We start from the raw sequence: 20,894 nt of genomic DNA on the forward strand, positions 1-20,894 counted from the left end.
AGCCCGCGTCGGACGTAGTTGGAACGAGCACGTAGTCGAAGCTGGGCGGATCAGTCCCGCTGTTCGACCTCATTCGATTCGCGTTCGCGGGTGTTTTTGCGCCGCGGCATGGTGAGGCCTGCGGTGTGGCTCGCTGGGACGTCGCGCACCCTCACCGTGGCGGTGGGTCTGGACAGTTCGGGGAACAGCAGTCGGCTGCCGGGCGTGGTGACGAACTCGCGTCCGTCGGGTGCGGTCCAGATGACGGTGCCGTCCTCGAGTTGCCTGTCCCGCCAACCATTCTCACCTCCCCAGAAGGTCTTGAGCAGGTGGTGTCTTCGGCAGACGCATTTGAGGTTGGATGCCGCGGTCGGGCCATGCGGCCACGGAATCGTATGGTCGACATCGCAATTCGTCGCGGGTACGCGGCAGCCGGGGAAGCGGCACGTCATGTCGCGGCAGCGGATGAAGTCGGCCAGTTTCTTCGACGGTCGGTAGCGGTTCTCCGGTGGGGCTTGGCCGGGGTGCACTATTCGGGTGATGGTCGCTCCGATGGCGGCACGGCAGGCGATCGCACCGGGGAGGAACTGGCCGCCCATCATCGCCGCGGGCCGCAGTGCAGCCAGTCTGCCGGGAGTCGGAGTCATCGCCTCGGTCAGGGTGAGGTCGCGCAGCGGCTTGTCGAAGAGCGGTGGCCCTTCCCCGTCGAGGGCTGCGCGCTCCTCGGCGGGAGTGGGCGTGAAAGTGGGTGTGGCCGGCGGTGAATCGCTCTGCGGCGCTGCGTCATCGGATGTTGGTGCGGCATCCGCGTCTTCGGCGGTGTCCTCCGGGACGAGGTCCGGTGGCGGCGCGGGTGACTCCGGCTTCGGCGCGGGCGGCTCGGACCTAGGCGCGGACTCGGGGTCGGCCAGTGTGTCGTCACTGGTGATGACGTAGACGACCACGCCGGTGGCGGGCGGGTTCTGGGCGGCGGAGCAGTCGTCGTTGCCACAGAGGCAGGCCATCCGGTCGGTGCCGTTCCCGATGGCGCCGTAGGCATCGGCACGCAACTGGTCGGCGGTCCGCGGGTCGGCCGGGCACACGGTGGCGGCCAGGTTCTTCAGTCGTGCCTGGAACGCCTTGGCGTCGTGGGCGAACAGGGTGGCCAACACGGTGGCCATTCCGCTGCCGTCCTCCTCGATGTGCACTTCCACCGACCGGCCTCGCGCCTTGGTCTCGTCCCGGCGCACCGCCTGCGGGTCGACCTGGTGGATGAAGACGTCGATGGCCTTCTCGGTCTTGTCGACTGACCTCGGTTCCCAGTCCCCGAACGCCTCGGCCAGCAGTTCGTCCAGCGCCCGTAGGGCGTCGGGGTCGACGACCAGGGCCCCGCGGTGCACGACGGTCTTCACCAAGGCATAGGTGATGAGGCCCTCGGCGAACACCGCGGCCACCTTGGGGAATCGGTCGTGCAATGCGACGGCGATCAACAGTTGGTGGGTGGCGGTGCCGGGGGTGATGTTTTGTGCGGCGCCGATGTGGGCGGCGACGGCGTCGAGGTTGTCCAGGCACCATTGGTCTCGGTCGGCTGACCCGGAGGCGGCATGTGCCTCGTCGAGCATGGCGGCCATCGTCGCGACCCGGTGGGCGCAGGCCGCGTTCTCCACCCGTGACCACGACGACAGGGCCCCGGCACCGTGGGTGCCGGTCGTGGCGTCCACCAGATCGTCGAACATGAACCCAGTCTAGGGCGGCATACCGACGAAAGTCGTTCTGCTACAAGCGTTCTGTGGATAACCTCAAGATCTGTGGACAACCCCGCCTAAGCCGCCGAAGATGTCGGACCCACGTGCTAGAGCGCTGCGGCTTGTCAGCCCTAGGTGCGGTGCTTGCACCCCGGCCAACAACACGGCCGGCGCTTGCCCTCTTCGAGTTCTTCCCTGGTGCGCCGAACGCGGCGTGCCCGGGTCGCGTCCTGCTTGGCGTCCTCGACCCAGCAAATGAACTCGTTGCGGGCCAGTGGCGTGATATCGCGCCAGGCGTTCAGCGCCGTGTCGTTGGCGACCAGTTCGTCTCGCAGGTCCGCGGGCAGGTCGTGAACCACGCCACCGGGCAATCGAGTGCTCATGTCGATCGACAACCTACTCCGGGCCGCCCGGAGCGAGCGCACGATTCACTCCATCGCGTAGCGGCTGACCGCGTCGGGCTGCAGGAGCAGCCGTACCCAATCTTGCGCCTGGATGTCTGCAAGGTCGCGGGCCCTGGCCGGGTCGTCGAGATCCCAGTAACGCGCGGCCAATCGCGCGGCCAGGTCGTGGGCACCCGTGGTCACGATCTCGACGTGGCCCGCCACCGACACCCACCGCTCGCGTTCGCCGACCGGCGCTGCGACCACCAGCGAGGCACGTGGCACTTCGACGAGGTGGCGAATCTTGGATGTGCCTGGGCCCGTGAACAATTCGATGTGGCCCTCGTCGGTGGCCTCGAACCACACGGGCCGGGGCTGCGGCGGGTGCGGGCCGGCGGCAACGGTGAAGAATCCGTGCAGCGGGCGCCGAAGGAACGTCAGGTCGTCGGCGGTGAGTGAAGTCGTCGTACCCATGACATCAGTCAACTGCACGATGCACGGACGATCCATGGGTAATTAGCCGAAATGCATGTGTGATCGTCTAACCTCGCCGAGGTGAGCGTCTTCGACGACATGATTCGCGGGGTGCGGGCCAACGGCTCGCTGTTCGGCAGTACGACACTGTCGCCGCCGTGGGCCCTGCAATTCGTCGACGGTGCTCCGCTGACCCTGTGCACCGTGTTGGGCGGAGCAGGTTGGATCGTGGTCGACGAGCATCCGCCCGCACTGTTGCGGCCCTATGACACGATCGTGGTGCGCGGACCAGCGACGTTCACCTTCGTCGACGAGGTGGGGACCGCCGCCGAACCCGTCCTCTGCGGCGAGGACTGCGCCACCCCCGATCAGGGCGGCACCCGGCATCGGCTCGGGTGGAGCGACGCCGGGGACGGAGCGGGCGCCACCACGCTGATCGTCGGTGCCTACCCGGTACGCGGCGAAATCAGCCGGCGCCTTCTGGACGCCCTGCCGGTCATCCTGCGGGTGGACGCCGGGGGCACGGGTGACCCGGTGCTCGACCACCTCGCTGCGGAGGTGGCCCTCGACGTGCCCGGCCAGCAGGTCGTCCTCGACCGACTGCTGGACTGGATGCTGGTCTGCACGCTGCGGGCGTGGTTCGACCGCCCGGGCGGCGAGCCGCCGGGATGGTGGGCCGCCCAGCGTGATCCGGTGGTCGGTGACGCGCTACGCATGTTGCACGCCGACCCGGCGGCGCCGTGGACGATCGCGGTGCTCGCCGATCGCGCGCGGGTGTCGCGGTCGACGTTGGCCAAGCGATTCGCCGATCTCGTCGGAGAACCTCCGCTGAGTTATCTCACGCGGTGGCGCATGACGCTCGCAGCGGATCTGCTGGCGCAGCGCGGGGACGCCACCGTCGCCGAGGTGGCCCGTGCGGTGGGCTACGCCGACCCGTTCGGGTTCAGCGCCGCGTTCAAGCGGGTCCGTGGCGTGAACCCCAGCGAGTACCGTCGCGCGGTCAGCCCGTGATGCCGAGGATCTTGATGGCGAATACGAGCGAGTCGCCCTTCTGGATGCCTGCGCTGGGCTGACCTTCGGGGTATCCGTCGGCCGGGTCCATGGCCACGGCGACGGTGGAGCCGACCTTCTGGCCCGCGATGGCCTTCTGGAAGCCCGGGACGACGCCGTCGAGCGGGAATTCCGCGGGCTCGCCACGCTCGTAGCTGCTGTCGAAGGTGCTGCCGTCGCGACCGTTGACGCCCATGTAGCAGACCGAGACGGTCGCGGTGTCCGGGACCACGGGGCCGTCGCCGGCCACGAGGGTGTGCACCTGGGTGGCGGTCACGCCGAACGGGCCGGCCACCTTGATCTCCGGTGCGGCCGAGTCCGTCGACCCGGTGACCGCGACGTTGCCGGTCGTCCCGGGCAACGTCCACTCCGGCGTTCCACCGGCGGCGGGGGGTGCCGACGGGCAGGACGCCGCGACGGGGGATTGGCTGGGCGCGGCCACGGCCGAGGAGCTGCCGTTCGCGGCAGGCGAGGTCGGGGTGGGCTCGGCGCCTGCGTCGGAACCGCAGGCGGCGAGCAGGGCGACGAACGGCGCGGCACCTGCCACGATCGCGGCGGAACGGAATGCGCGGGTTGACTTCATCGTCGCCACGCTACAGAAGGCATCTCGTGCAGCCGACGCTCACCTCAGCCGCAGCGTCACCCCGGCGTCGTCGAAGGCCGCGCGCACTGCCTCGACGAACGCGGTGCCGCCGCGCGTGACGCCGCGGAGCCGTCGGCGCGACGACTCGCTGTGCCGCCACTCGAATTCCACCGGCTCATCCGGCTCGGTGCCGAAGCCGCCGCGCAAGCAGTCGGCGAGCGCGTCGAGGTTGGTGCCGAAGTATCCACCGGGGCCGTTGACCGCTTCGCCGATCTCCCGGTAGAAGTCCTCGGGGGCCCCGATCCGTCGACCGTCGAGGCGAATCGTCCGCGTCACGATCGCCCGCCGGCGCCGGTCACCAGGCAGAAGGAGTCGTAGTGATCGGCGGTGTAGAAGTACTCGGGCGGATCGGTGACCGGTGACCCGCCGGTGACCATCCGTCGGGTCGAACGGTTGGTCGCACCCGGGGTGAGCACCGTGTACTCCCGGTAGTACCCCCGTGCCTGCGCTGGCAAGTGACCTTCGCGGTTGCCGAACACCACACCGTCGTCGCGGGGATAGCGGAAGGGACCGTCGGAGTGAATGGCCCGGACGGTGTCGGCGGCCTCGCGCGGCAAGGTGCTCAGCGGGCACACCGACGTGCCCGACGAATTCGGTGCGGCGGGCGGCGACGCCGGCGAGAGGGCCCAGGCGACGGCGACGGCGACGAGTCCGCACAGCACGACGAGCACGAGCTTGCCGCGTGTACCCACCTCGCGCTCCTCTCGATCCCACTGTCCGCCGACTACATCATCACCCTGCGGCGCGCCGTGAACCGCGGCCCTCTCCTCGCTGGCATCCTCGCCCCATGGTCGAGGTGGCGCTTGCCGAACCCGGTGCGCTAGGTCCGGCGGAGTTGGCCGTCGCCGAGGCGCTGGTGCGTTCGGCGTTTGGTGCCGACTTTCGCCCTCACGACTGGCTGCACGGCGTCGACGGAGTTGGTTGGCCGCACCCTTTGGCACGCTGGACGCGAGTTCTCGACCGGGTACGTCGAGGCCGTCGCCGTCCGCGAGGACCAGCGCGGCCGCGGCTTGGGGCGGCTGGTGATGGACCATGCAGAGTCGGTCATCCGTGATCGCTACACGTTGGGTGGGCTCAACGCGGTCCACGCGGCGGTGCCGTTCTACGCCGGGCGCGGCTGGACGCCGTGGGAGGGCCCGACGGCGGCCGACTCGCCCGGCGGTCTGGTGGACACCTTCGACCGCGACGACCGCATCCTGCTGTTCGGAGCGCCGGCGAATGACGGAACTGGGCTCGCCAAAGACGTTGCGCTGATTTGTGATTGGCGCATCGGCGACCTCTGGTAGCGCACATCGATTCTGCGGCAGTGACTCTCCACGGGATCTCCACATGACCTTCACGTAACGGAAGGTCCGAATCGACACAGTGGTCTCATGACCACCAACGAGTACCTGGCCATCCGTCCGCTCGTCACCGAAACCGCTCTACCCGAACCAATTTGGACGCAGACCACCGTCGAGAAACCGGGTAAGCGCGGCTGGTTCTCCTGGGTGTCCCGTCGTGGCGGTCGGGTGCGGCGCGAGGCTGCGCCCTCGACCCGCCACGCCCGGCGAGAGGACTTCCTCGAACGCGCCGCCATGTCGCGTGAGATGCATCGGCTATGACCCAGCGGGAGACCAGGCCCAGTTCTGCCGCTCGTAGAGCGGCCGGAGCCCGCTTCGCCGCAAGTTGTTCAGCGACGGGTTGACCTCACCGTCGGCGGGCCGGCCGGTCTCCGCCGAAAGCCAGCGACAGCCTGCGGCGGCGGCGGCCGCGGCGCGTGCGGCGATGAGTGCCGACTGCGCGCCACGGTTTTGGTGAGTCGGCAGCGTGGCGGTGGCGTTCAGGCTCCCGACGGTCCCGTGGACGAAGAGGTTGGCGGCCGCGACCATGTCGTCGCCGTCCCAGGCGGCGAAGGGGCGAAACCCCGGATGGGTCAACGCCGCGGCGAACATGTCCGCCAGTCCGTCGGTCGGCATGCCGAAGCCTCGGAGCACCGTCGACGACCACAGGGGGTAGTCGACGGGGTCGACCGCTCGAACGGACAGGTCGGTGTGATGATGCGTGGCGACGTCGCCGATGTCGCCGACCAGCTTGATCCACGGTGAGGTTGGCGTCAGGCCGTGCCGTCGGCGGATCTCCGACCAGTCCTCTGGCAGCAGGGAGGGCGCGATCTGAAGGATGGCCCCCGGTGCGTTCTGCACGCGATAGAAGTCGGCCACGTCCGCGACCAGTTCGGCCGTCACGGGTTCGGTGACCCCGAAGCCGAGCGCCTTGTTCCAGTAGCCGGTGACGTCGTGTCGCATCGCCAGGGCCACGCCGCCGCCGATCCGAGCGGTCGTGATGCCTAGCAACCGTGCCGTGGACGGCGTTGCCGCCGACTCGTAGTGGTACATGAATTCCGCCTCGGCGGACTCCACCAGCGGACTGATTTCCTCGGTGTGCATCCTGACCCTCATTGTGACGTGGGTCCGCCGCCGTCGGCGGTCCTCACCCAACACGATGCGTGGGAGAGTCGAATGGTTCGATACGGCCAGGAACATCTCGTGCGACGTGCGTCACACCGATGCGTCAGTCTGTGCTCGTCCACGGTTGGCGGGCGAAGACGCGCTCCACCATCGGACGGAAGAAGTCGAGTGGACGGTGCTCGAAGTCGGCGTCGAAACAGTTCTGGTCGTACTTCTCGCAGAACTCGACGCAGTCGTCGAACCACTGGTGCCCGCGGTACTTCTCGCGGGCATCGCGCAGGCCGCCCATGTGGGGTGCGTAGTAGTACTGCTGAAACTCGGGGTGCACCTTGACGATCCACGCCATCCGCTCGGACACGTACGGCGCGACGACGGCTGCGGCGAAGGCGCCGTGGGCGTGCGGTGCGTAGGTGTCACCCACGTCGTGCAGGAGCGCGGCGACCACGTACCCGTCCGAACGTCCGTCGTCGAGCGCGCGGGTGGCTGACTGCAGGGAATGGTCGAGTCGGCTGATCGGATAGGCCTGCTGGCCGTCTGCGAGAGCCTCCACCAAGCTGAGCACGCGGGGCACCAGCCCCGAATTGTTCGCCGCCTCCGCGCGGTCGATGAGGGCATAGTCCTCCGCCGTGCCCTCGGCCATCGTGCGGTAGGTGGCACGCGTCTTGGTGCTCATGTCTGACTCCTGTCGACGAACGTCCCCGTCCACCGTAGTGACTGGGAGGCGTTAGTGCCCGCGGCCGGAAACCCGATCGGCGACCGTCGCGATCGGCGAGGTGGTGGGTCGGCCGCCGAGCTCGGCCCGGTCGGCGGCATAGTACGCCTTGTACATGGCTTGAACGGCGATGTATCGCAACGGTTCCGGCTCCCATTTGCGCACCCGGTGGTTGACCCACGGCAGCTCGGTGAGCGTCGACGGCTGGTCGAGGATGAGGTCGCGCAGGGTGCGACCGGCGAGGTTGGTGGAGGTGACGCCCGTGCCGACGTACCCGCCCGCCCACGCCAAGCCGCTGGAGCGGTCGAGCCCCACGGTCGCCGACCAGTCCCGCGGCACCCCCAACACGCCAGACCACACGTGTTCGATCGCGGCCTGCGCCGTCGACGGGAAGAAGCGCACCAGGATGTCGCGAAGCAGCCCAACGGTTCTCGGGTCGGTCGCGCCGTCGACGTCGGTGTTCGAACGGTAGCGGTACGGCGCTCCGCGGCCTCCTATCGCGATGCGGTCGTCGGCGGTTCGCTGGGCGTACATGTAGGCGTGCGCCTGGTCACCGAGCGTTTCGTAGCCGTTCCAACCAATTTCGTCCCACACGTCGGCCGACAGGGGCTCGGTGACGATCAGCGAGGAGTTCATCGGCAGCCAGGTCCGCCGCAAGCCCTCGATTCGCGCGGTGAACCCCTCGGTGGCCCGCACCACGGTGCCGGCCGTGACGGTCCCGGCTGCGGTCACCGCCTGGTGGGCGCGAATCTCGGTGACCCTGGTCTGTTCGTAGATCTCCACGCCCAGCGACTCGACGACCCGGGCCAGCCCAGCGGCGAGTTTCGCCGGATGCAGTCGCGCGCAATGCGGATGCCACATCGCGCCGGTCGTGCCGCGCACGTTGATCCGCGCGGTCGCCTCGGCCGCACTCAACGATTCGACGTCGGTCATCGGCCAGGTGCGGGCCTCCTCCACCGCGTGTAGCAGGCGGGCCTGCTGGGCGGCGTTGGTGGCGACGGTGAACTCGCCGCCCTTGACGACGTCACAGTCGACGCCCTCGTCGCGCGTGACGCGGATGACCTCGTCGACCGTCTCGTTCATGGCGGTCTGCTGGCGGGCCACGGCCTCGCGTCCGTGTGACTTCAGGTATTGGCCGCGGCCGCCGGTGATCTCGTTGGTGAGCCAACCACCGTTGCGTCCCGAGGCCCCGAACCCCGCGAAGCGTTGCTCCAGCATGACGACGCGCAGGTGAGGCGCCGCCTTCTTCAGGTAGTACGCGGTCCACAGCCCGGTGTATCCGGCCCCGACGATGCACACGTCGGCCTGAATGGAGCCGGGCAGCGGTGTACGCGGTGGGGTGGCCCCAATGCTGTTCCACCAGAACGACACCTTGCCGTTGGTCAGTGTGCTGCTCACTTGCCCACCATCGCACTCGTCAGACCGGCGGCGCCACCGCCGGAGCCCGTCGGGTCCCGTCGCAGTATCAGCGCGGCGATGCCAAGCGCAATCAGGGTCAAGACGAGCATCATCGTCGACATCGCGGCGATGTCGGGCCGCAAGGACGCCTTGAGCGAGGCGAAGATGTAGACCGGCCACGGGGTCGAACCGGCCACGGACACGAAGGACGACACGACGGTGTTGTCCAAGCTCAGGGTGAAGGCGAGCAGGGCCCCCGACAGCACCGCCGGCCGGATCAGCGGCAGCGTGATGTCGGTGAAGCGCCGGATCGGTGTGGCGTAGAGGTCGGCCGCGGCCTCCTCGAGGAACTCGTTCATGCCGGTCATCCTGGCGCGCACGATGAATGTGACCACGGCGCTGGCAAACAACGAGTTGGCGATGATCAGGCGCACCTGGCCGACGTTGAACGCGGGCAGTCCCCAGTCGACGCCGAGGGTGACGAACCAGGGGAGCAGGGAGATGGCGGACACGATCTCCGGCGTCACCAGGACCAGTCCGAGGAGGACGAGCAGCCCAGGGGCCCACCAGCCCGGTCGACGGGTCAGGGCCACCCCGGCGAAGGTCCCCAGAAGGGTGGCGACCACGGCGGTGCCGGTGGCGGTGATCAGCGAGACGGTGATGGCGTTGGTGATTGCCGGGTTCGACAGGGCGGAGAGGTAGGCGTCGACGCCGAACCCGTCGAAGGTCTGCAGGGTGCGACCGTCGTTGAACGAGAACACCACGATCACCACGATCGGGAAGAACAGGAACACCAGCCCCAGGACGCCCCATGCGTTCAGCGCGGCGTCCCCGGGACGGATCCGCTGCCGGCGAACGGGTTTCGCGGTGGGTTCGACGGTCATCACGCGGTCTCCTTCGACGGCAGTTTCAGTGACGTCGCCGCATTGACGACGACGCCGACGATCTTGAGTGCCGCCCCGACCACGGCGCTGGTGCCGAAGATCGCCAGCATCAGCAGGACGGCCATCGCCGAGCCGAGCGCCCAGTTCTGGGCACTCTGGAACTGCGCGGCCACCATCTGTCCGACCATGCTGCCGCTGGCCCCGCCGAGCACGGTGGGGGTGATGTAATCGCCCATCAACGGGACGAACACCAGCATCATTCCGGCGGTCACCCCGGGCAGCGCCAGGGGAACGGTGACGTGCCAGAACGTGCTCCATGCCGTGCCGCCGAGGTCACGACTCGCCTCGAGCAGCTTCGGGTCGAGACGTTCGAGGGCGACGTAGAGCGGCAGGATCATCAGCGGCAGGTAGTTGTAGACCACGCCGAGCTGGACGGCCCCCGAGGTGTAGAGCACGTGCAGAGAGCCCTCGGTCAGGTGCGCCCACTGCAGGACCTTGGACACGAAACCCTCTGGGCTCAGCGATATCTGCCATCCGATGGTGCGCACCAGGAAGTTGGTCCAGTAGGGGATGAGCACGAGTGCCAACACGACACCGCGCCACTTGGGGGCGAGTTTGACCGCCATCCAGTAGGCCATCGGGAAGGCGATGAGCAGGCAGAGCACCGTCCCGGTGACCGCGATCTTGAGCGTGCGGACGAAGATGGCGAGGAAGGCCGGCGACGCGGCCTGGCCGTAGCGATCCAGGGACAGCACGTCGTTGGCGTGGGTGACGTAGATGCCCGGCTTGTAGCCAAAGCTGTACCAGACCACCAAGCCGAACGGCAGGATGAAGAACAGCAGGATCCAGACGCTGATCGGGAGCGCTCCAAGGCCTTTGGGCATTCGCAGCCGCCGACCGGGAGGCGCCACGTCGGCAACACCTGGGGGCGCCGCCACCCCTTCGAGGGTGGTCACTTGCCCGCCGCGGCCTTGAGCTCGTCGTAGATGCCGATGATGGTGCCGTCCGCGGACGTCATCTCGCTGTAGACAAGCTTGCTCATGACCGCGTCGTTGATGAAGACCAAGTCGGGACGCTTGATGCCGGCCTTGGTGGCGGCCTCCTCGATGCCCTGAATCCCCGTGTTGTACCCGATGTAGGTCAATTCCTTGAGAGACACGGTCGGGTCGAGGACGTAGTTGATGAACTCGTAGGCGGCGTCCTCGTGGGGCGCCCCCTTGACGATCGCCCAGTTGTCCTGCCAGAGGTTCGCACCCTCCGACGGCCAGACCCACTTGTACCGCTCCGGCTCGGAATTGGCGAGGATGCCAAGGCGGGCGTCGCCGTTCCAGCAGTGGATGAGGGCGCGCGCGGAGGACGAGATGGACGCGTTGGTCGACGACTCGAAGGCCTGCACGTGGGGCGCGATCTTGTCGATGATGAAGGAGCGATAGGCCGCGATGTGACCGGGGTCGGTGGTGTTCTCGTCGATTCCGTTGGCCCAGAAGTAGGTGAACGCGACCTCGCCCTGGTCCTCGAGCAGCGACATGCTGCCCGACGCCTCCTTCTGCGCACAGTCGAGGAAGTCGGCCCAGGACTTCAGATCTCGCTTGACCACCGTGGTGTCGTAGACGTAGCCCGTCGACCCCCAGTCCTTGCAGACGCTGTACTTGTTGCCGGGGTCGAACGAGGTGTTGACGACCTTGGGGGTGAGGTTCTTCATGTTGGGCAGCTTGGAGTGGTCGAGCTCGGTGAGCAGCCCGCCGGTCGCCATCTGCTGAACCGAGGAATGAGTGGGAACGCAGATGTCGTAACCGGTGGTGCCCTTGGCCGCACTGAGTTTGGCGATCATCTCGGGGTTGGAGCCATAGGAATCCACGGTGATCTTCGGGCCCTTGGCCGCGGTGAAGTCGGTAAGGGTCGCGGGGTCGTCGTACTCGCCCCAGGTGTAGATGTTCAGACCGCCGGACGAGGCGCCACCGCCACCGCCCGAGGAGCTGGAACAGGCGGCGAGGAAGGCACCGGCCCCCAGTGCGGCGGTGCCACCGAGGAAGGCGCGTCGCGACAGCGAGCTCTTCAGCGCATGGGGTACCAGGGCGCGGACGGTGTCAGGCTGATTCATGGTGGGGCCTCCGGATCGGTATGTCGGTGAACGGATTTGGTGTCTACGAGGTGAAGATCCGGACGGCGTCCGCCGACCAGGAGCACAGCACGGGCGATCCGAGCTCGGTGGGCGGGTTGGCGGCACGGGGTAGTCGGGCGAGCACCTGGTCGTCTTCGCGGGTGTGGACGACCAGCTGCAGGCTGTGGCCGAGTTCGGAGACGCCGAGCAAGGTGCCGGCGACGGTGTTGACCGCGGTGTCCGTTCTCGACTCCGGTTCGGCGGCGGTCACCACCACCGATTCCGGTCGGACGGCGGCACTGACATCGGCGCCGCTGGCGGCGGGTACGTCGCCCTTGGTGGGACGTGAGGAGTACAGCGACAGGCCGTTGGTGCGGACGGTCACGCCGTCGCCGTCGAACGAGGTGATGGTGCCCGCGAACGAATTCTGGCGGCCGATGAACCCCGCCACGAACGCCGACTCGGGTGCGTCGTATACGCCTGAGGCGGTGCCGATCTGCTCGATGCGGCCGTCCTTCATCACCGCGACGCGATCGCTCATCGACAGCGCCTCCTCCTGGTCGTGGGTGACGAAGATGAAGGTGGTACCGAGTTCGTGCTGTAGCAGTTTGAGTTCGACCTGCATCTCCTCGCGGAGCTTGCGGTCGAGCGCGCTCATCGGTTCGTCCAACAGCAGCACCGCGGGCCGGTTCACCAGCGCCCTGGCCAGGGCGACGCGCTGCTGCTGGCCGCCGGACAGCTGCGCCGGCTTCCTGTCGGCGAAGGCAGTCATCCGGACCATGTCCAGGGCACGACTCACGCGATCGGCCATGTCCGACTTCGGCACGCCCGAGCGGCGAAGGCCGTAGGCGACGTTGTCGGCGACCTTCATGTGCGGGAAAAGGGCGTAGGCCTGGAAGACCGTGTTCACCGGCCGCTTGTGCGGCGGAAGGTTTTCGACGTTTTGCCCGGAGATTTGGATCGACCCGTCGTCGGGGAACTCGAATCCACCGATCATTCGCAGCGTGGTGGTCTTGCCGCACCCGCTGGGACCCAGCAGGCTGAGGAACTCTCCAGGGCGCACGTCGAGGCTCAGATCGTCCACCGCGACCGCCGAGGCGTAGGTCTTGGTCAGGGAACGCAGTTCGACCGATCCGGCCACCGAACTCGGAGCGGTCTTGGCCGGGGCGGCCACGTCGACGGTGCTCACGCCGACACCAGGGCCGCGCTTGCGTCGAATACGACGTCGCCGCCGATGATCGTGTAGGCCACCGTGGCCGACCCGATCTCGGCGACGGGGGCGGCGAAGATGTCGCGGTCGAGGATGACGATGTCGGCCGCCTTTCCGAGTTCGATGCTGCCCGAACGTCCTTCGTCGTGGTTGAGGTAGGCGGTGCCGAGGGTGTGGGCGATCAACGCGTCGGCGAGCGACAACGCTTGTTCACCAAGGAACGGCATCACCGCGGACCCCGTGGCGCCCACCGGCGCACGGTTGACGGCGGTGTGGATGATGTGGATCGGGTTGCCCGTGCTGACCGGCCAGTCGCTGCCCGACGCCAGGGGCGCGCCCGCTCGATGCAGCGATCCGAAGGGGTACTGCCACGCGGCGCGACGGGTGCCGAGGAAGGGGATGGTGAGGACGTCCATCTGGGGTTCGTGTCGAGCCCACAGCGGTTGCATGTTGGCCACCACACCCAGTTCGGCGAAGCGGGGGACGTCGTCGGGGTGCACCACTTGGATGTGGGCCAGGGTGTGCCGAAGGTCGTTGTCGCCGTTGGCCTTCCTGGCCGCTTCGACGGCGTCGAGTGATTCGCGGACGGCCCGGTCGCCCAGGGCGTGGAAGTGCAGTTGGAAGCCCAGTGCGTCGAGCTGGGTGGCGATGTCGATGAGGGTGGTCGGATCCACGAAGCTCTTGCCGGTGTTCTCGCCGGGGCAACCGCACGAGTCGAGGTAGGGCTCGAGCATCCCGGCGGTGAAGTTCTCGGCGACGCCGTCCTGCATGATCTTGACGGTGGTGGCCTGGAAGCCTGCCGCCAGCGCGCGTTCGCGCTTCTCGACGAGCTCGGGTATCTGCTCCAGACCGCGATTGCGGTCCCACCAGAGGGCACCGACCACGTGGGCCTTCAGCTCGCCGGATGCGGTGACCCGCAGGTAGGAGTCGAGGATGTCGGGGGTGTCGTTGGTTGCGCCGACGATGGCGTCATGCCAGGCGGTGACGCCCCACTCGAGGAGTTGGCGCTGTGCGACCCTCAGGGCCTCGTCCAAGTCCTCTTGGGTGGCCAGGGGGATGTGGCGGGCGACCAGACCCATGGCTCCCTCTTGCAGGGTGCCGATCGCGTGGCCGTCGGCGTCGCGTTCGATCCTTCCGTCGAAGGGGTCGGGCGTGGAGTCGTCGATGCCGGCGATCTCCAGGGCCTTGGAGTTGACCCAGGCGCCGTGTCCGTCGCGGTTGGGAAAGAACGCCGGACGGTCGGGGACGACGGCGTCGAGTGCGGCGGCCGTCGGCAGGCCGCCGGGGAACGAATCCATGGACCAGCCGCCACCGCTGACCCACGGCACGTCGGGATTGTCGGCGGCGTACTCGGCGATGCGGGTGAGGTAGCCCTCGGCGGTGTCATACGGCGTGAGGTCGCAGGCGATCATGTCCAGGCCCGCGTGGTACGGATGGATGTGACAGTCCTGAAAACCGGGGGACACCAGGCCTCCCGCCGCGTCGATCTGCACGGCGTCGGACGCCTCGAGCGCCGCGGCGCCGATGGCGGCGATGACGCCGTCGGAGACGAGGAGCGGCTCCTCGACGATGCCTGCGGGCGTGAAGACGTGGCCACCTGTGATCAGGAGTCGGTGCGGTGCGGTCATGGTGTCATTCCTCGAGGTGGGGTGATCGGGTCGGCGTCGATGGGCGGGGTGAGGTGCGAGGTGATCCACATGGCCTGGGCCGGAGTGGCTCCGACGTTCACGGCACGGTGGGGAACCGAGGAGAGGTATTCGACGCTGTCCCGAGGGCCCAGGATGTGTGTCTCGGTGCCGATCGAGATCTCCATGTGGCCGGTCAGCACGTAGAAGAGTTCCTGGGCGTCGTCGTGGGCGTAGGGCTCCGGTCCGGTCGACCCGCCGACGTCGAAAGTGCCTTCGTAGACTTCGAGTTGGCGGATCGGTGGACGCGACAGCAGCAGCTTTCGAAGCCCGCCTTCGCTGGAGAACACGGGGCGTTCGTGGGCCCGCAGGATGGGTCGGGAGACGGGGGCTTCGTCGCTGAGCAGGTCTGCGACCGAGACGCCGACCGCGGCCGCGATGCGCTTGAGCACACTTACCGAGACCCCGCACTTGCCGTTCTCCAGCTGACTGATGAAGCCTGCGCTCACCCCGGCCCGGCCTGCCAAGTCTCGGGTGGACAGCCGTGCGCGTTCGCGGGCGTCGCGCAACCGGATGCCCAGCGTGGCGCGCACGGCGCCGTCAGTCGTGGGGGTGGCCGTCACGGACTCGGAAATCACATGCCTCTTTTCGCTAAGACCTACTTAACGCTTTGCTTACTGCGGGACGGTAGGGCCTTCCCAGGGTTCTCGCAACAGAACGGCACGATTCGGCCCAACTCGTAACATCCACGAAACGCCCGGCGGCCGTGGAGAACCCACGGTGCCAGCTGGAAGTCGTTGTAGGTCAACGACTCCGAGCTAGTGTCTTGCGTCGACCGGTGTCAGCCGACGTTGGCGATGCCGCCCGTCGAGATGGTGAATCCGCGGCCCTGGGCCGCCGTGCACGTGACGCCGGTCCGGGCCGACGAGCACCGGAACGGTCCCAGCACAACGGTCTGGCCGTAGGCCAGGGTCGGGGTGCCCTCGGCGGCGTCACCGACGCATGACGGACCCGAGCAGGTCGTGACGGTGCCGCGGTCGTCCATCGACGCCGATCGTGCCGGCTCGAGGGTCTTGCAGTACACCGAGTCCGGGCCCGTGCGGCCGCCCGTGTCGATCTCGCAGTCGATGCGGTGAGACGGGGAGTAGAAACCGCAGAAGCCGCCCACCTGGGGGCAGATGGTGTCTGCGTTGGCGGCAGGCGCGGCGACGGCGGCGCCGACTGCTGCGGCCGCTGCGGCGGTCGCGATCCATGTCGAGAACGAGCGTCGGCGGCGGGTGGTCTCACTCACGCCGACCACCATCGCAGACTCGTGGTCCTCGTGCGGGTGGAATCGCCAACGAGCACCGCCGTACCGGGAGGGTGTGTCGCTGGATAGCGTGGTGTGAGGCGCGTACCGACGAAGGGAGCCCGCCATGGCAGCCGAGCCGTTCGAGGTCAGCATCACCGACGACGAGATCGCCGATCTGCGTGACAGGTTGCGACGGACCCGGTGGCCGGAGCCAGAGCCGGTCGACGACTGGTCACAGGGCGTTCCGTTGGTCTACGCCCAGGACTTGTGTCGCAGCTGGGCCGAGGACTACGACTTCGGATTTGCCAAGCGGCTCAACGCCTTTCCGCAGTACCGCGACACCGTGGACGGGCTCGGCATTCACTTCGTCCACGCCCGCTCTCCAGAGCCCGACGCCCTTCCACTCGTCATCACGCATGGCTGGCCGGGATCGGTGTTGGAGTTCCTCGCCGTCATCGGCCCGCTGACCGATCCGCGCGCTAACGGCGGTGATCCGGCGGACGCGTTCCACGTCGTCGCGCCGTCCCTGCCGGGATACGGCTGGAGCGACAAGCCGTCGACCACCGGCTGGGGTGTCGAGCGCATCGCGCGGGCCTGGGACGCGCTCATGGTGTCGCTGGGATATGAGCGGTACGGCGCCCAGGGTGGAGACTGGGGTTCGGCGGTCTCCGGAGCGCTCGGTGAGGTTGCGCCGGAACGAGTTGCCGGAGTTCACGTGAACATGGGGTCGACATCGCTGGGCACCTTCGCCGACCCCACGCCGTCGGAGCGGGCGAACTTGGCGGCCGCCAAGGAATTTCAGCAGACCGGTCGGGGATATTCCGGCCAGCAGTCGACCCGGCCGCAGACCCTCGGTTACGGCTTGACCGACTCGCCGGCCGGCCAAGCCGCCTGGATTGCCGAGAAGTTCTGGGCGTGGACCGACAACGACGGCCACCCCGAGGACGCACTCTCGCGACAGACGATCCTCGACGAGATCTCGGCGTACTGGTTCACCGCGTCGGCGACGTCGTCGGCGCGGTTGTACTGGGAGAGCTTCACCAGCTTCCGCGACCAGGTCACCGCCCCGTCCGGGTTGTCGGTCTATCCGCACGACATCATTCGACCCTCGCGCCGCGAGGCCGAGCAACGGTTCACCGACCTTCGATGGTTCGAAGAAATGCCACGGGGTGGGCATTTCGCCGCGTTGGAACAGCCCGAGTCGCTCGTCGAGCAGGTTCGCGGGTTCTTCCGCCTGGTGCGGTAGGCGGCAGACCCAGGTGCCTCAGCAGCGTGGGGGAGCCAGCGACGTCGGCGAGTCTGGCGTTCCCTCGGTGCTGTAGAGCGTCGCGGGCATGCCGCGGAATCGCATGTTCGGGGCGCCGCCGTCGGCAGCAGGCACACCGTGGGGGTAGGCGATGACCAGGTTGCCGAAGAACATGGTGCCCGCCGGACACGAGGCGTCGGGAGCCTGCGGCTGCGGTTCGTCGGCGTGGATGACTGCCGGGAATGAATCACGATGTCCGGCAACACAGCTCGGTTCACACACCTGATAGCTGTACGTGCCGGTGCCCTCGGCGCCGTCCGGGCCGAAGCGGGTCCAGGTGATGTCGGTCAACTCCTTGGACCCGTCGGCGCACGTCTGGAACAGGGCCTGTGAGGGCCGTTCGACGGGCAGGGTCGCGCCCCCGTAGCAGGCTGGAAGGGCGTAGACGGTCGGCTCGGCACCGGCGACCGCGGCGCCGAAAGCCGTTGCGGAATAGAGTATTCCGCCCGTGATCAGAAGGGTCGTCGATCGTCTGAGTGCAGTCGCCATGGGCGGAGTCTAACCAGCCGCTGCCAGCCGGGGGACGGGATTAGCTGGACGGCAGCAGTCCAGCCTCCCGGTAGCCGTCGACCAGGGCGTCGTAGAGCGCGATGTCGGAGCGGCTGCGCGCGACGAGCTGAGCCCCCGCGATCGCGGCGAAGATGGCCCGTGCCCGAGCCTCGTTCTGATCCGAGGCGGTGGTAGGGGCGGCCGAGAGCATCTTGGCCAGCCACGTCACGTTGACGTCGGTGAAGGTCTGCACCTCGTGCTTCACCGGGTCCGGCAGGTCGTCGTACTCGGCCGCCATGTAGCTACACAGACACATCCGGTTGTCGTTCTCCAGCGCCCTGCGGAACGTCTCGGGATAGCGACTGAGCGCGTCGACGGCATCGTCGTTCTCGGCGGACAGTTCGTCGAGCCTCGCCGCCGCGTCCTCCCAGTAGCGTCTGGCGACGGCGGCGCCGAGGTCGGCCTTGGCCGGGAAGTAGTGGTAGATGCTGGCCGCCTTGATGCCGACCTCTCGTGCGAGGTCGCGGTAGCTGAGCCCGCCATAACCGCGGGTCTGGGCAACGGCGGTGGCCGCAGCCAGAATTCGGTCGCGTGTGCTCGTCTGTGGCTCGGTCACGTCGGTCACCCCTTCCTCGGCGTGCCTCAGCCTACCAAGTGCCAGATAGACAACCTACCTGTCGGCAGGTAACTTCCCTGCCAAGTGGCAGGTAGGCAGGTAACGAAGGGACCAACGATGGGCTCGTCCGAGATGACGTACTTCGACGCGACGGCGCTGGCGGAACTGATCCGCACCCGCCAGGTGTCACCCGTGGAAGTGATGCAGGCGCACCTGGATCGCATCGACTCGGTCGACCCGGCCGTCAACGCGATCGTCACCATTGCACCGGCGGCGATGGAGCTGGCGCGAGCCGCCGAGGCCGCCGTCGTGTCCGGTCGCGATCTCGGTGCGCTGCACGGTGTTCCGATCTCGGTGAAGGACTCGATCGACACCGCGGGCATCCTGACGCAACGCGGATCGCCCATCTTCGGTGGCCGCATCCCGGATCGGGACGCCGTCAGCGTGGCCCGGTTGACCGGCGCGGGTGCGATCGTGCTGGCGAAGACGAACCTGCCGGAATTCTCCTACTCGACCGAGAGCGACAACCTGCTCACGGGGCGGTCCAACAATCCGTGGAATCTCGACCGCACCCCTGGCGGCTCAAGCGGCGGCGAGTCCGCGGCCATCGCAGCCGGGATGTCGCCGTTGGGCCTGGGCACCGATCTCGCCATCTCGGTGCGCGGGCCGGCGGCTCAGACCGGCATCGTCGGTCTCAAGGCCACCCACGGGCGCATCCCGATGACGGGCATCTGGCCGCGAGCGCCGCGGCGCTTCTGGCACGTCGGCCCGATGGCGCGCAGCGTGCGCGACGTCGCGCTGGCCCTGTCACTCCTCGAGGGACCCGACGGCGCCGACGCCTTCGCCTCGATCACCGGGCGGTCGGACGCGGCCACCGGCGAGGCGGTGTCACGCCCCCTGCGGGTCGGCTGGTTGGTCGGGCCGGGATTCGGGCCGATCCACCCCGAGGTCGCCGCGACGGTGCAGTCTGCGGCCGATGCTCTCGGCGCCGCGGGATGCGTCGTCGAACCGGTGCGGATTCCGGCCCTCGAACGCGACTTCGCCCTCGAAGTGTTCATGCGTCTGCACGTCATGGAGCTCAAACCCGCCTTCGCGCAGGCGACCGCCGGCCGGGCGCCCGACGAACTCTTTCGGATGGCCAAGGGGATGCTCGCCGCCCCCGAGACCTCGATGGCGGACTTCGTCGAGGCGGAGCAGGCGGCCGACCGTCTCAGGGACGGCTTCGCCGACTTCTTCGGGCGCTTCGACGCGTTGCTCTGCCCGGTGCTGCCCCTGCCGGCTCACGGGCACGGTGCCACGGAGTTCGTGATCGACGGCAGAACCGTGGACGCGTCCTACGTGATGGCCGCGACCGTGCCGTTCAACGTCACGGGGCTACCCGCACTGTCGATGAGGTTCGGCACCAGCAGTGAGGGTCTGCCGATCAACGTGCAGCTGGTGTCGAGCTGGCGGGCCGAGTCGACCGTCCTGCACCTGGCGTCCCAACTGGAGTCGGTGAGTCCGGCCCGAGGCCTGCACCCCGATCTGTAGGCGCGGCCGTTTTGCGGTCGGTCCGGCCGGGAACAGCTCTCGCCATGGCACTTCGCGTAGCAGTCACCGGGCCGACGGGGGAGATCGGAATCTCCACGATCGAAGCGCTGGAGGCGCATCCCGACGTCACCCAGATCCTCGGCATGGCGCGGCGGCCCTTCGACCCGGCGGAGCGTGGGTGGTCCAAGACGGTGTACCGGCAGGGCGACATCCTGGACCGCGATGCCGTCGACGACCTGGTGAGCGAAGCCGACGTGGTCGTGCACCTCGCCTTCATCATCATGGGCACGCGCGAGGAGAGCGCCAAGATCAACCTGGCCGGGACGCGCAACGTCTTCGAAGCCACGGTGTCCGGAGGGCCGCGTCGTCTCGTCTACACCTCGTCGGTTGCCGCCTACGGGTACCACTCGGACAACCCGGTGCCGATCACCGAGGACGTCCCGACCCGCGGCACCCCCGCGCACTATTACTCCGAGCAGAAGGCCGCCTGTGAGCAGGTGCTGGCCGAGGTGACCGCCGGGTCGGGCCTGGAGGTGTTCGTGCTGCGGCCGTGCATCGTCGCGGGGCCGAAGGCACCCGCCCTCGCCGAGGCCATGCCGTGGAACCAGCTGCCCGATCCAGTGCGTCGACTCGTTCGGGCCGTGCCGGTGCTCAAGCCGCCGATGCCCGACCCCGGCACCCCCGTGCAGCTGGTGCACCACGACGACGTCGCGTCGGCGGTCGCCCTCGCGGCGACGACGACCACCGCGCCGCCCGGGGCCTACAACATCGCCGGGGACGGGTTGCTCACCTTCTCCGACGTCGGCCGCGCCTTGGGCGCGCGACCGGTGAAGGTGCCACACGTCGCGGCGGTCGCCACGTCGGAGGTTCTGGCCCGCCTGCCGTTCGTGCCGTCGGCGCTGGAGTGGTTGCACGCCGGCCGCGCCTCGACGGTGATGGACACCAGCAAGGCCAAGGACGAACTCGGCTGGCAGCCCACCTTCACCGCCGCCGAGACCTTGGCCGCCCTGGCCGAGACCGTCGACTGACGGA

24 protein-coding genes are annotated in these 20,894 nt (G+C 68.3%); 6 read left to right on the forward strand and 18 right to left on the reverse strand.

Annotation, left to right across the window (positions count from 1 at the left end):
- Positions 1–50: 50 nt before the first annotated feature.
- The 3 genes from H7K45_RS06980 to H7K45_RS06990 form a co-directional block, all read right to left on the reverse strand.
- A complete protein-coding gene (locus tag H7K45_RS06980) occupies positions 51–1,694 on the reverse strand; it encodes an HNH endonuclease signature motif containing protein (protein WP_263995045.1) in 1,644 nt (547 codons plus the stop codon).
- A gap of 140 nt (positions 1,695–1,834) precedes the next feature.
- Positions 1,835–2,086 carry a YdeI/OmpD-associated family protein gene (locus H7K45_RS06985; RefSeq protein WP_263995046.1) on the reverse strand — a complete coding sequence of 84 codons (252 nt, stop codon included), beginning with the start codon at positions 2,084–2,086 and terminating at the stop codon, positions 1,835–1,837.
- A 45-nt stretch (positions 2,087–2,131) separates the two neighbouring features.
- The gene (locus tag H7K45_RS06990) at positions 2,132–2,560 is read right to left on the reverse strand and encodes a pyridoxamine 5'-phosphate oxidase family protein (RefSeq protein ID WP_263995047.1); all 429 of its coding nucleotides are present in this window, start codon (positions 2,558–2,560) and stop codon (positions 2,132–2,134) included.
- Positions 2,561–2,641: 81 nt separating this feature from the next.
- On the opposite strand from H7K45_RS06990, the gene H7K45_RS06995 reads away from it, so the two are divergent.
- Entirely contained in the window at positions 2,642–3,571 is a 930-nt protein-coding gene (locus H7K45_RS06995) for an AraC family transcriptional regulator (protein ID WP_263995048.1), read from the forward strand.
- On the opposite strand, the gene H7K45_RS07000 is transcribed toward H7K45_RS06995, so the two are convergent.
- From H7K45_RS07000 to H7K45_RS07010, 3 genes are read right to left on the reverse strand one after another with little or no spacing between them, the layout of a single operon-like run.
- The gene (locus H7K45_RS07000; RefSeq protein WP_263995049.1) at positions 3,561–4,193 is read right to left on the reverse strand and encodes an FKBP-type peptidyl-prolyl cis-trans isomerase; all 633 of its coding nucleotides are present in this window, start codon (positions 4,191–4,193) and stop codon (positions 3,561–3,563) included. The genes H7K45_RS06995 and H7K45_RS07000 overlap by 11 nt on opposite strands.
- 39 nt (positions 4,194–4,232) lie before the next feature.
- Positions 4,233–4,529, reverse strand: a complete 297-nt coding sequence (locus H7K45_RS07005) for a barstar family protein (RefSeq protein WP_263995050.1) — start codon at positions 4,527–4,529, stop codon at positions 4,233–4,235.
- Complete coding sequence (locus H7K45_RS07010; protein WP_372512512.1) at positions 4,526–4,945, reverse strand: guanyl-specific ribonuclease; 420 nt, start codon at positions 4,943–4,945, stop codon at positions 4,526–4,528. The genes H7K45_RS07005 and H7K45_RS07010 overlap by 4 nt, the downstream gene beginning before the upstream one ends.
- 180 nt (positions 4,946–5,125) lie before the next feature.
- On the opposite strand from H7K45_RS07010, the gene H7K45_RS07015 reads away from it, so the two are divergent.
- Positions 5,126–5,539: a GNAT family N-acetyltransferase gene (locus H7K45_RS07015; protein WP_263995051.1), complete on the forward strand. Its 414-nt coding sequence runs from the start codon at positions 5,126–5,128 to the stop codon at positions 5,537–5,539.
- A gap of 87 nt (positions 5,540–5,626) precedes the next feature.
- Complete coding sequence (locus H7K45_RS07020; RefSeq protein ID WP_263995052.1) at positions 5,627–5,857, forward strand: hypothetical protein; 231 nt, start codon at positions 5,627–5,629, stop codon at positions 5,855–5,857.
- On the opposite strand, the gene H7K45_RS07025 is transcribed toward H7K45_RS07020, so the two are convergent.
- The 10 genes from H7K45_RS07025 to H7K45_RS07070 form a co-directional block, all read right to left on the reverse strand.
- Entirely contained in the window at positions 5,852–6,679 is an 828-nt protein-coding gene (locus tag H7K45_RS07025) for a GNAT family N-acetyltransferase (RefSeq protein WP_263995053.1), read from the reverse strand. The genes H7K45_RS07020 and H7K45_RS07025 overlap by 6 nt on opposite strands.
- A 124-nt stretch (positions 6,680–6,803) precedes the next feature.
- Positions 6,804–7,373, reverse strand: coding sequence for an HD domain-containing protein (locus tag H7K45_RS07030; protein ID WP_263995054.1), 570 nt, complete (start codon positions 7,371–7,373; stop codon positions 6,804–6,806).
- 51 nt (positions 7,374–7,424) lie between these two features.
- Entirely contained in the window at positions 7,425–8,810 is a 1,386-nt protein-coding gene (locus H7K45_RS07035) for an NAD(P)/FAD-dependent oxidoreductase (protein ID WP_263995055.1), read from the reverse strand.
- Positions 8,807–9,694: an ABC transporter permease gene (locus H7K45_RS07040; protein ID WP_263995056.1), complete on the reverse strand. Its 888-nt coding sequence runs from the start codon at positions 9,692–9,694 to the stop codon at positions 8,807–8,809. The genes H7K45_RS07035 and H7K45_RS07040 overlap by 4 nt, the downstream gene beginning before the upstream one ends.
- Entirely contained in the window at positions 9,694–10,650 is a 957-nt protein-coding gene (locus H7K45_RS07045) for an ABC transporter permease (RefSeq protein ID WP_263995057.1), read from the reverse strand. The genes H7K45_RS07040 and H7K45_RS07045 overlap by 1 nt, the downstream gene beginning before the upstream one ends.
- A complete protein-coding gene (locus tag H7K45_RS07050) occupies positions 10,647–11,795 on the reverse strand; it encodes a polyamine ABC transporter substrate-binding protein (protein WP_263995058.1) in 1,149 nt (382 codons plus the stop codon). Before H7K45_RS07050 ends, H7K45_RS07045 begins: the two co-directional genes overlap by 4 nt.
- Positions 11,796–11,838: 43 nt before the next feature.
- Positions 11,839–12,984: an ABC transporter ATP-binding protein gene (locus H7K45_RS07055; RefSeq protein ID WP_263995059.1), complete on the reverse strand. Its 1,146-nt coding sequence runs from the start codon at positions 12,982–12,984 to the stop codon at positions 11,839–11,841.
- Positions 12,981–14,633 (reverse strand): amidohydrolase, encoded by a 1,653-nt coding sequence (locus H7K45_RS07060; protein WP_263995060.1) that lies wholly within the window; start codon positions 14,631–14,633, stop codon positions 12,981–12,983. The genes H7K45_RS07055 and H7K45_RS07060 overlap by 4 nt, the downstream gene beginning before the upstream one ends.
- On the reverse strand, positions 14,630–15,253 hold the full coding sequence (locus H7K45_RS07065; RefSeq protein ID WP_263995061.1) for a helix-turn-helix domain-containing protein: 624 nt from the start codon (positions 15,251–15,253) through the stop codon (positions 14,630–14,632). The genes H7K45_RS07060 and H7K45_RS07065 overlap by 4 nt, the downstream gene beginning before the upstream one ends.
- 218 nt (positions 15,254–15,471) lie before the next feature.
- Positions 15,472–15,921: a hypothetical protein gene (locus tag H7K45_RS07070; protein ID WP_263995062.1), complete on the reverse strand. Its 450-nt coding sequence runs from the start codon at positions 15,919–15,921 to the stop codon at positions 15,472–15,474.
- A gap of 124 nt (positions 15,922–16,045) precedes the next feature.
- Here H7K45_RS07070 and H7K45_RS07075 point away from each other — a divergent pair, with 124 nt between their 5' ends.
- Positions 16,046–17,167 carry an epoxide hydrolase family protein gene (locus H7K45_RS07075; protein ID WP_263995063.1) on the forward strand — a complete coding sequence of 374 codons (1,122 nt, stop codon included), beginning with the start codon at positions 16,046–16,048 and terminating at the stop codon, positions 17,165–17,167.
- 18 nt (positions 17,168–17,185) lie between these two features.
- Here H7K45_RS07075 and H7K45_RS07080 read toward each other — a convergent pair whose 3' ends face one another.
- Together H7K45_RS07080 and H7K45_RS07085 are read right to left on the reverse strand one after the other, a co-directional pair.
- Positions 17,186–17,716, reverse strand: a complete 531-nt coding sequence (locus tag H7K45_RS07080) for a hypothetical protein (RefSeq protein WP_263995064.1) — start codon at positions 17,714–17,716, stop codon at positions 17,186–17,188.
- Positions 17,717–17,756: 40 nt separating this feature from the next.
- A complete protein-coding gene (locus tag H7K45_RS07085) occupies positions 17,757–18,332 on the reverse strand; it encodes a TetR/AcrR family transcriptional regulator (RefSeq protein ID WP_263995065.1) in 576 nt (191 codons plus the stop codon).
- 117 nt (positions 18,333–18,449) lie between these two features.
- Here H7K45_RS07085 and H7K45_RS07090 point away from each other — a divergent pair, with 117 nt between their 5' ends.
- Together H7K45_RS07090 and H7K45_RS07095 are read left to right on the forward strand one after the other, a co-directional pair.
- The gene (locus tag H7K45_RS07090; RefSeq protein WP_263995066.1) at positions 18,450–19,862 is read left to right on the forward strand and encodes an amidase; all 1,413 of its coding nucleotides are present in this window, start codon (positions 18,450–18,452) and stop codon (positions 19,860–19,862) included.
- A 44-nt stretch (positions 19,863–19,906) separates the two neighbouring features.
- On the forward strand, positions 19,907–20,890 hold the full coding sequence (locus H7K45_RS07095; protein WP_263995067.1) for an NAD-dependent epimerase/dehydratase family protein: 984 nt from the start codon (positions 19,907–19,909) through the stop codon (positions 20,888–20,890).
- Positions 20,891–20,894: the final 4 nt, after the last annotated feature.

Source organism: Mycobacterium yunnanensis (assembly GCF_025823185.1).
Lineage (GTDB): Bacteria > Actinomycetota > Actinomycetes > Mycobacteriales > Mycobacteriaceae > Mycobacterium > Mycobacterium yunnanensis.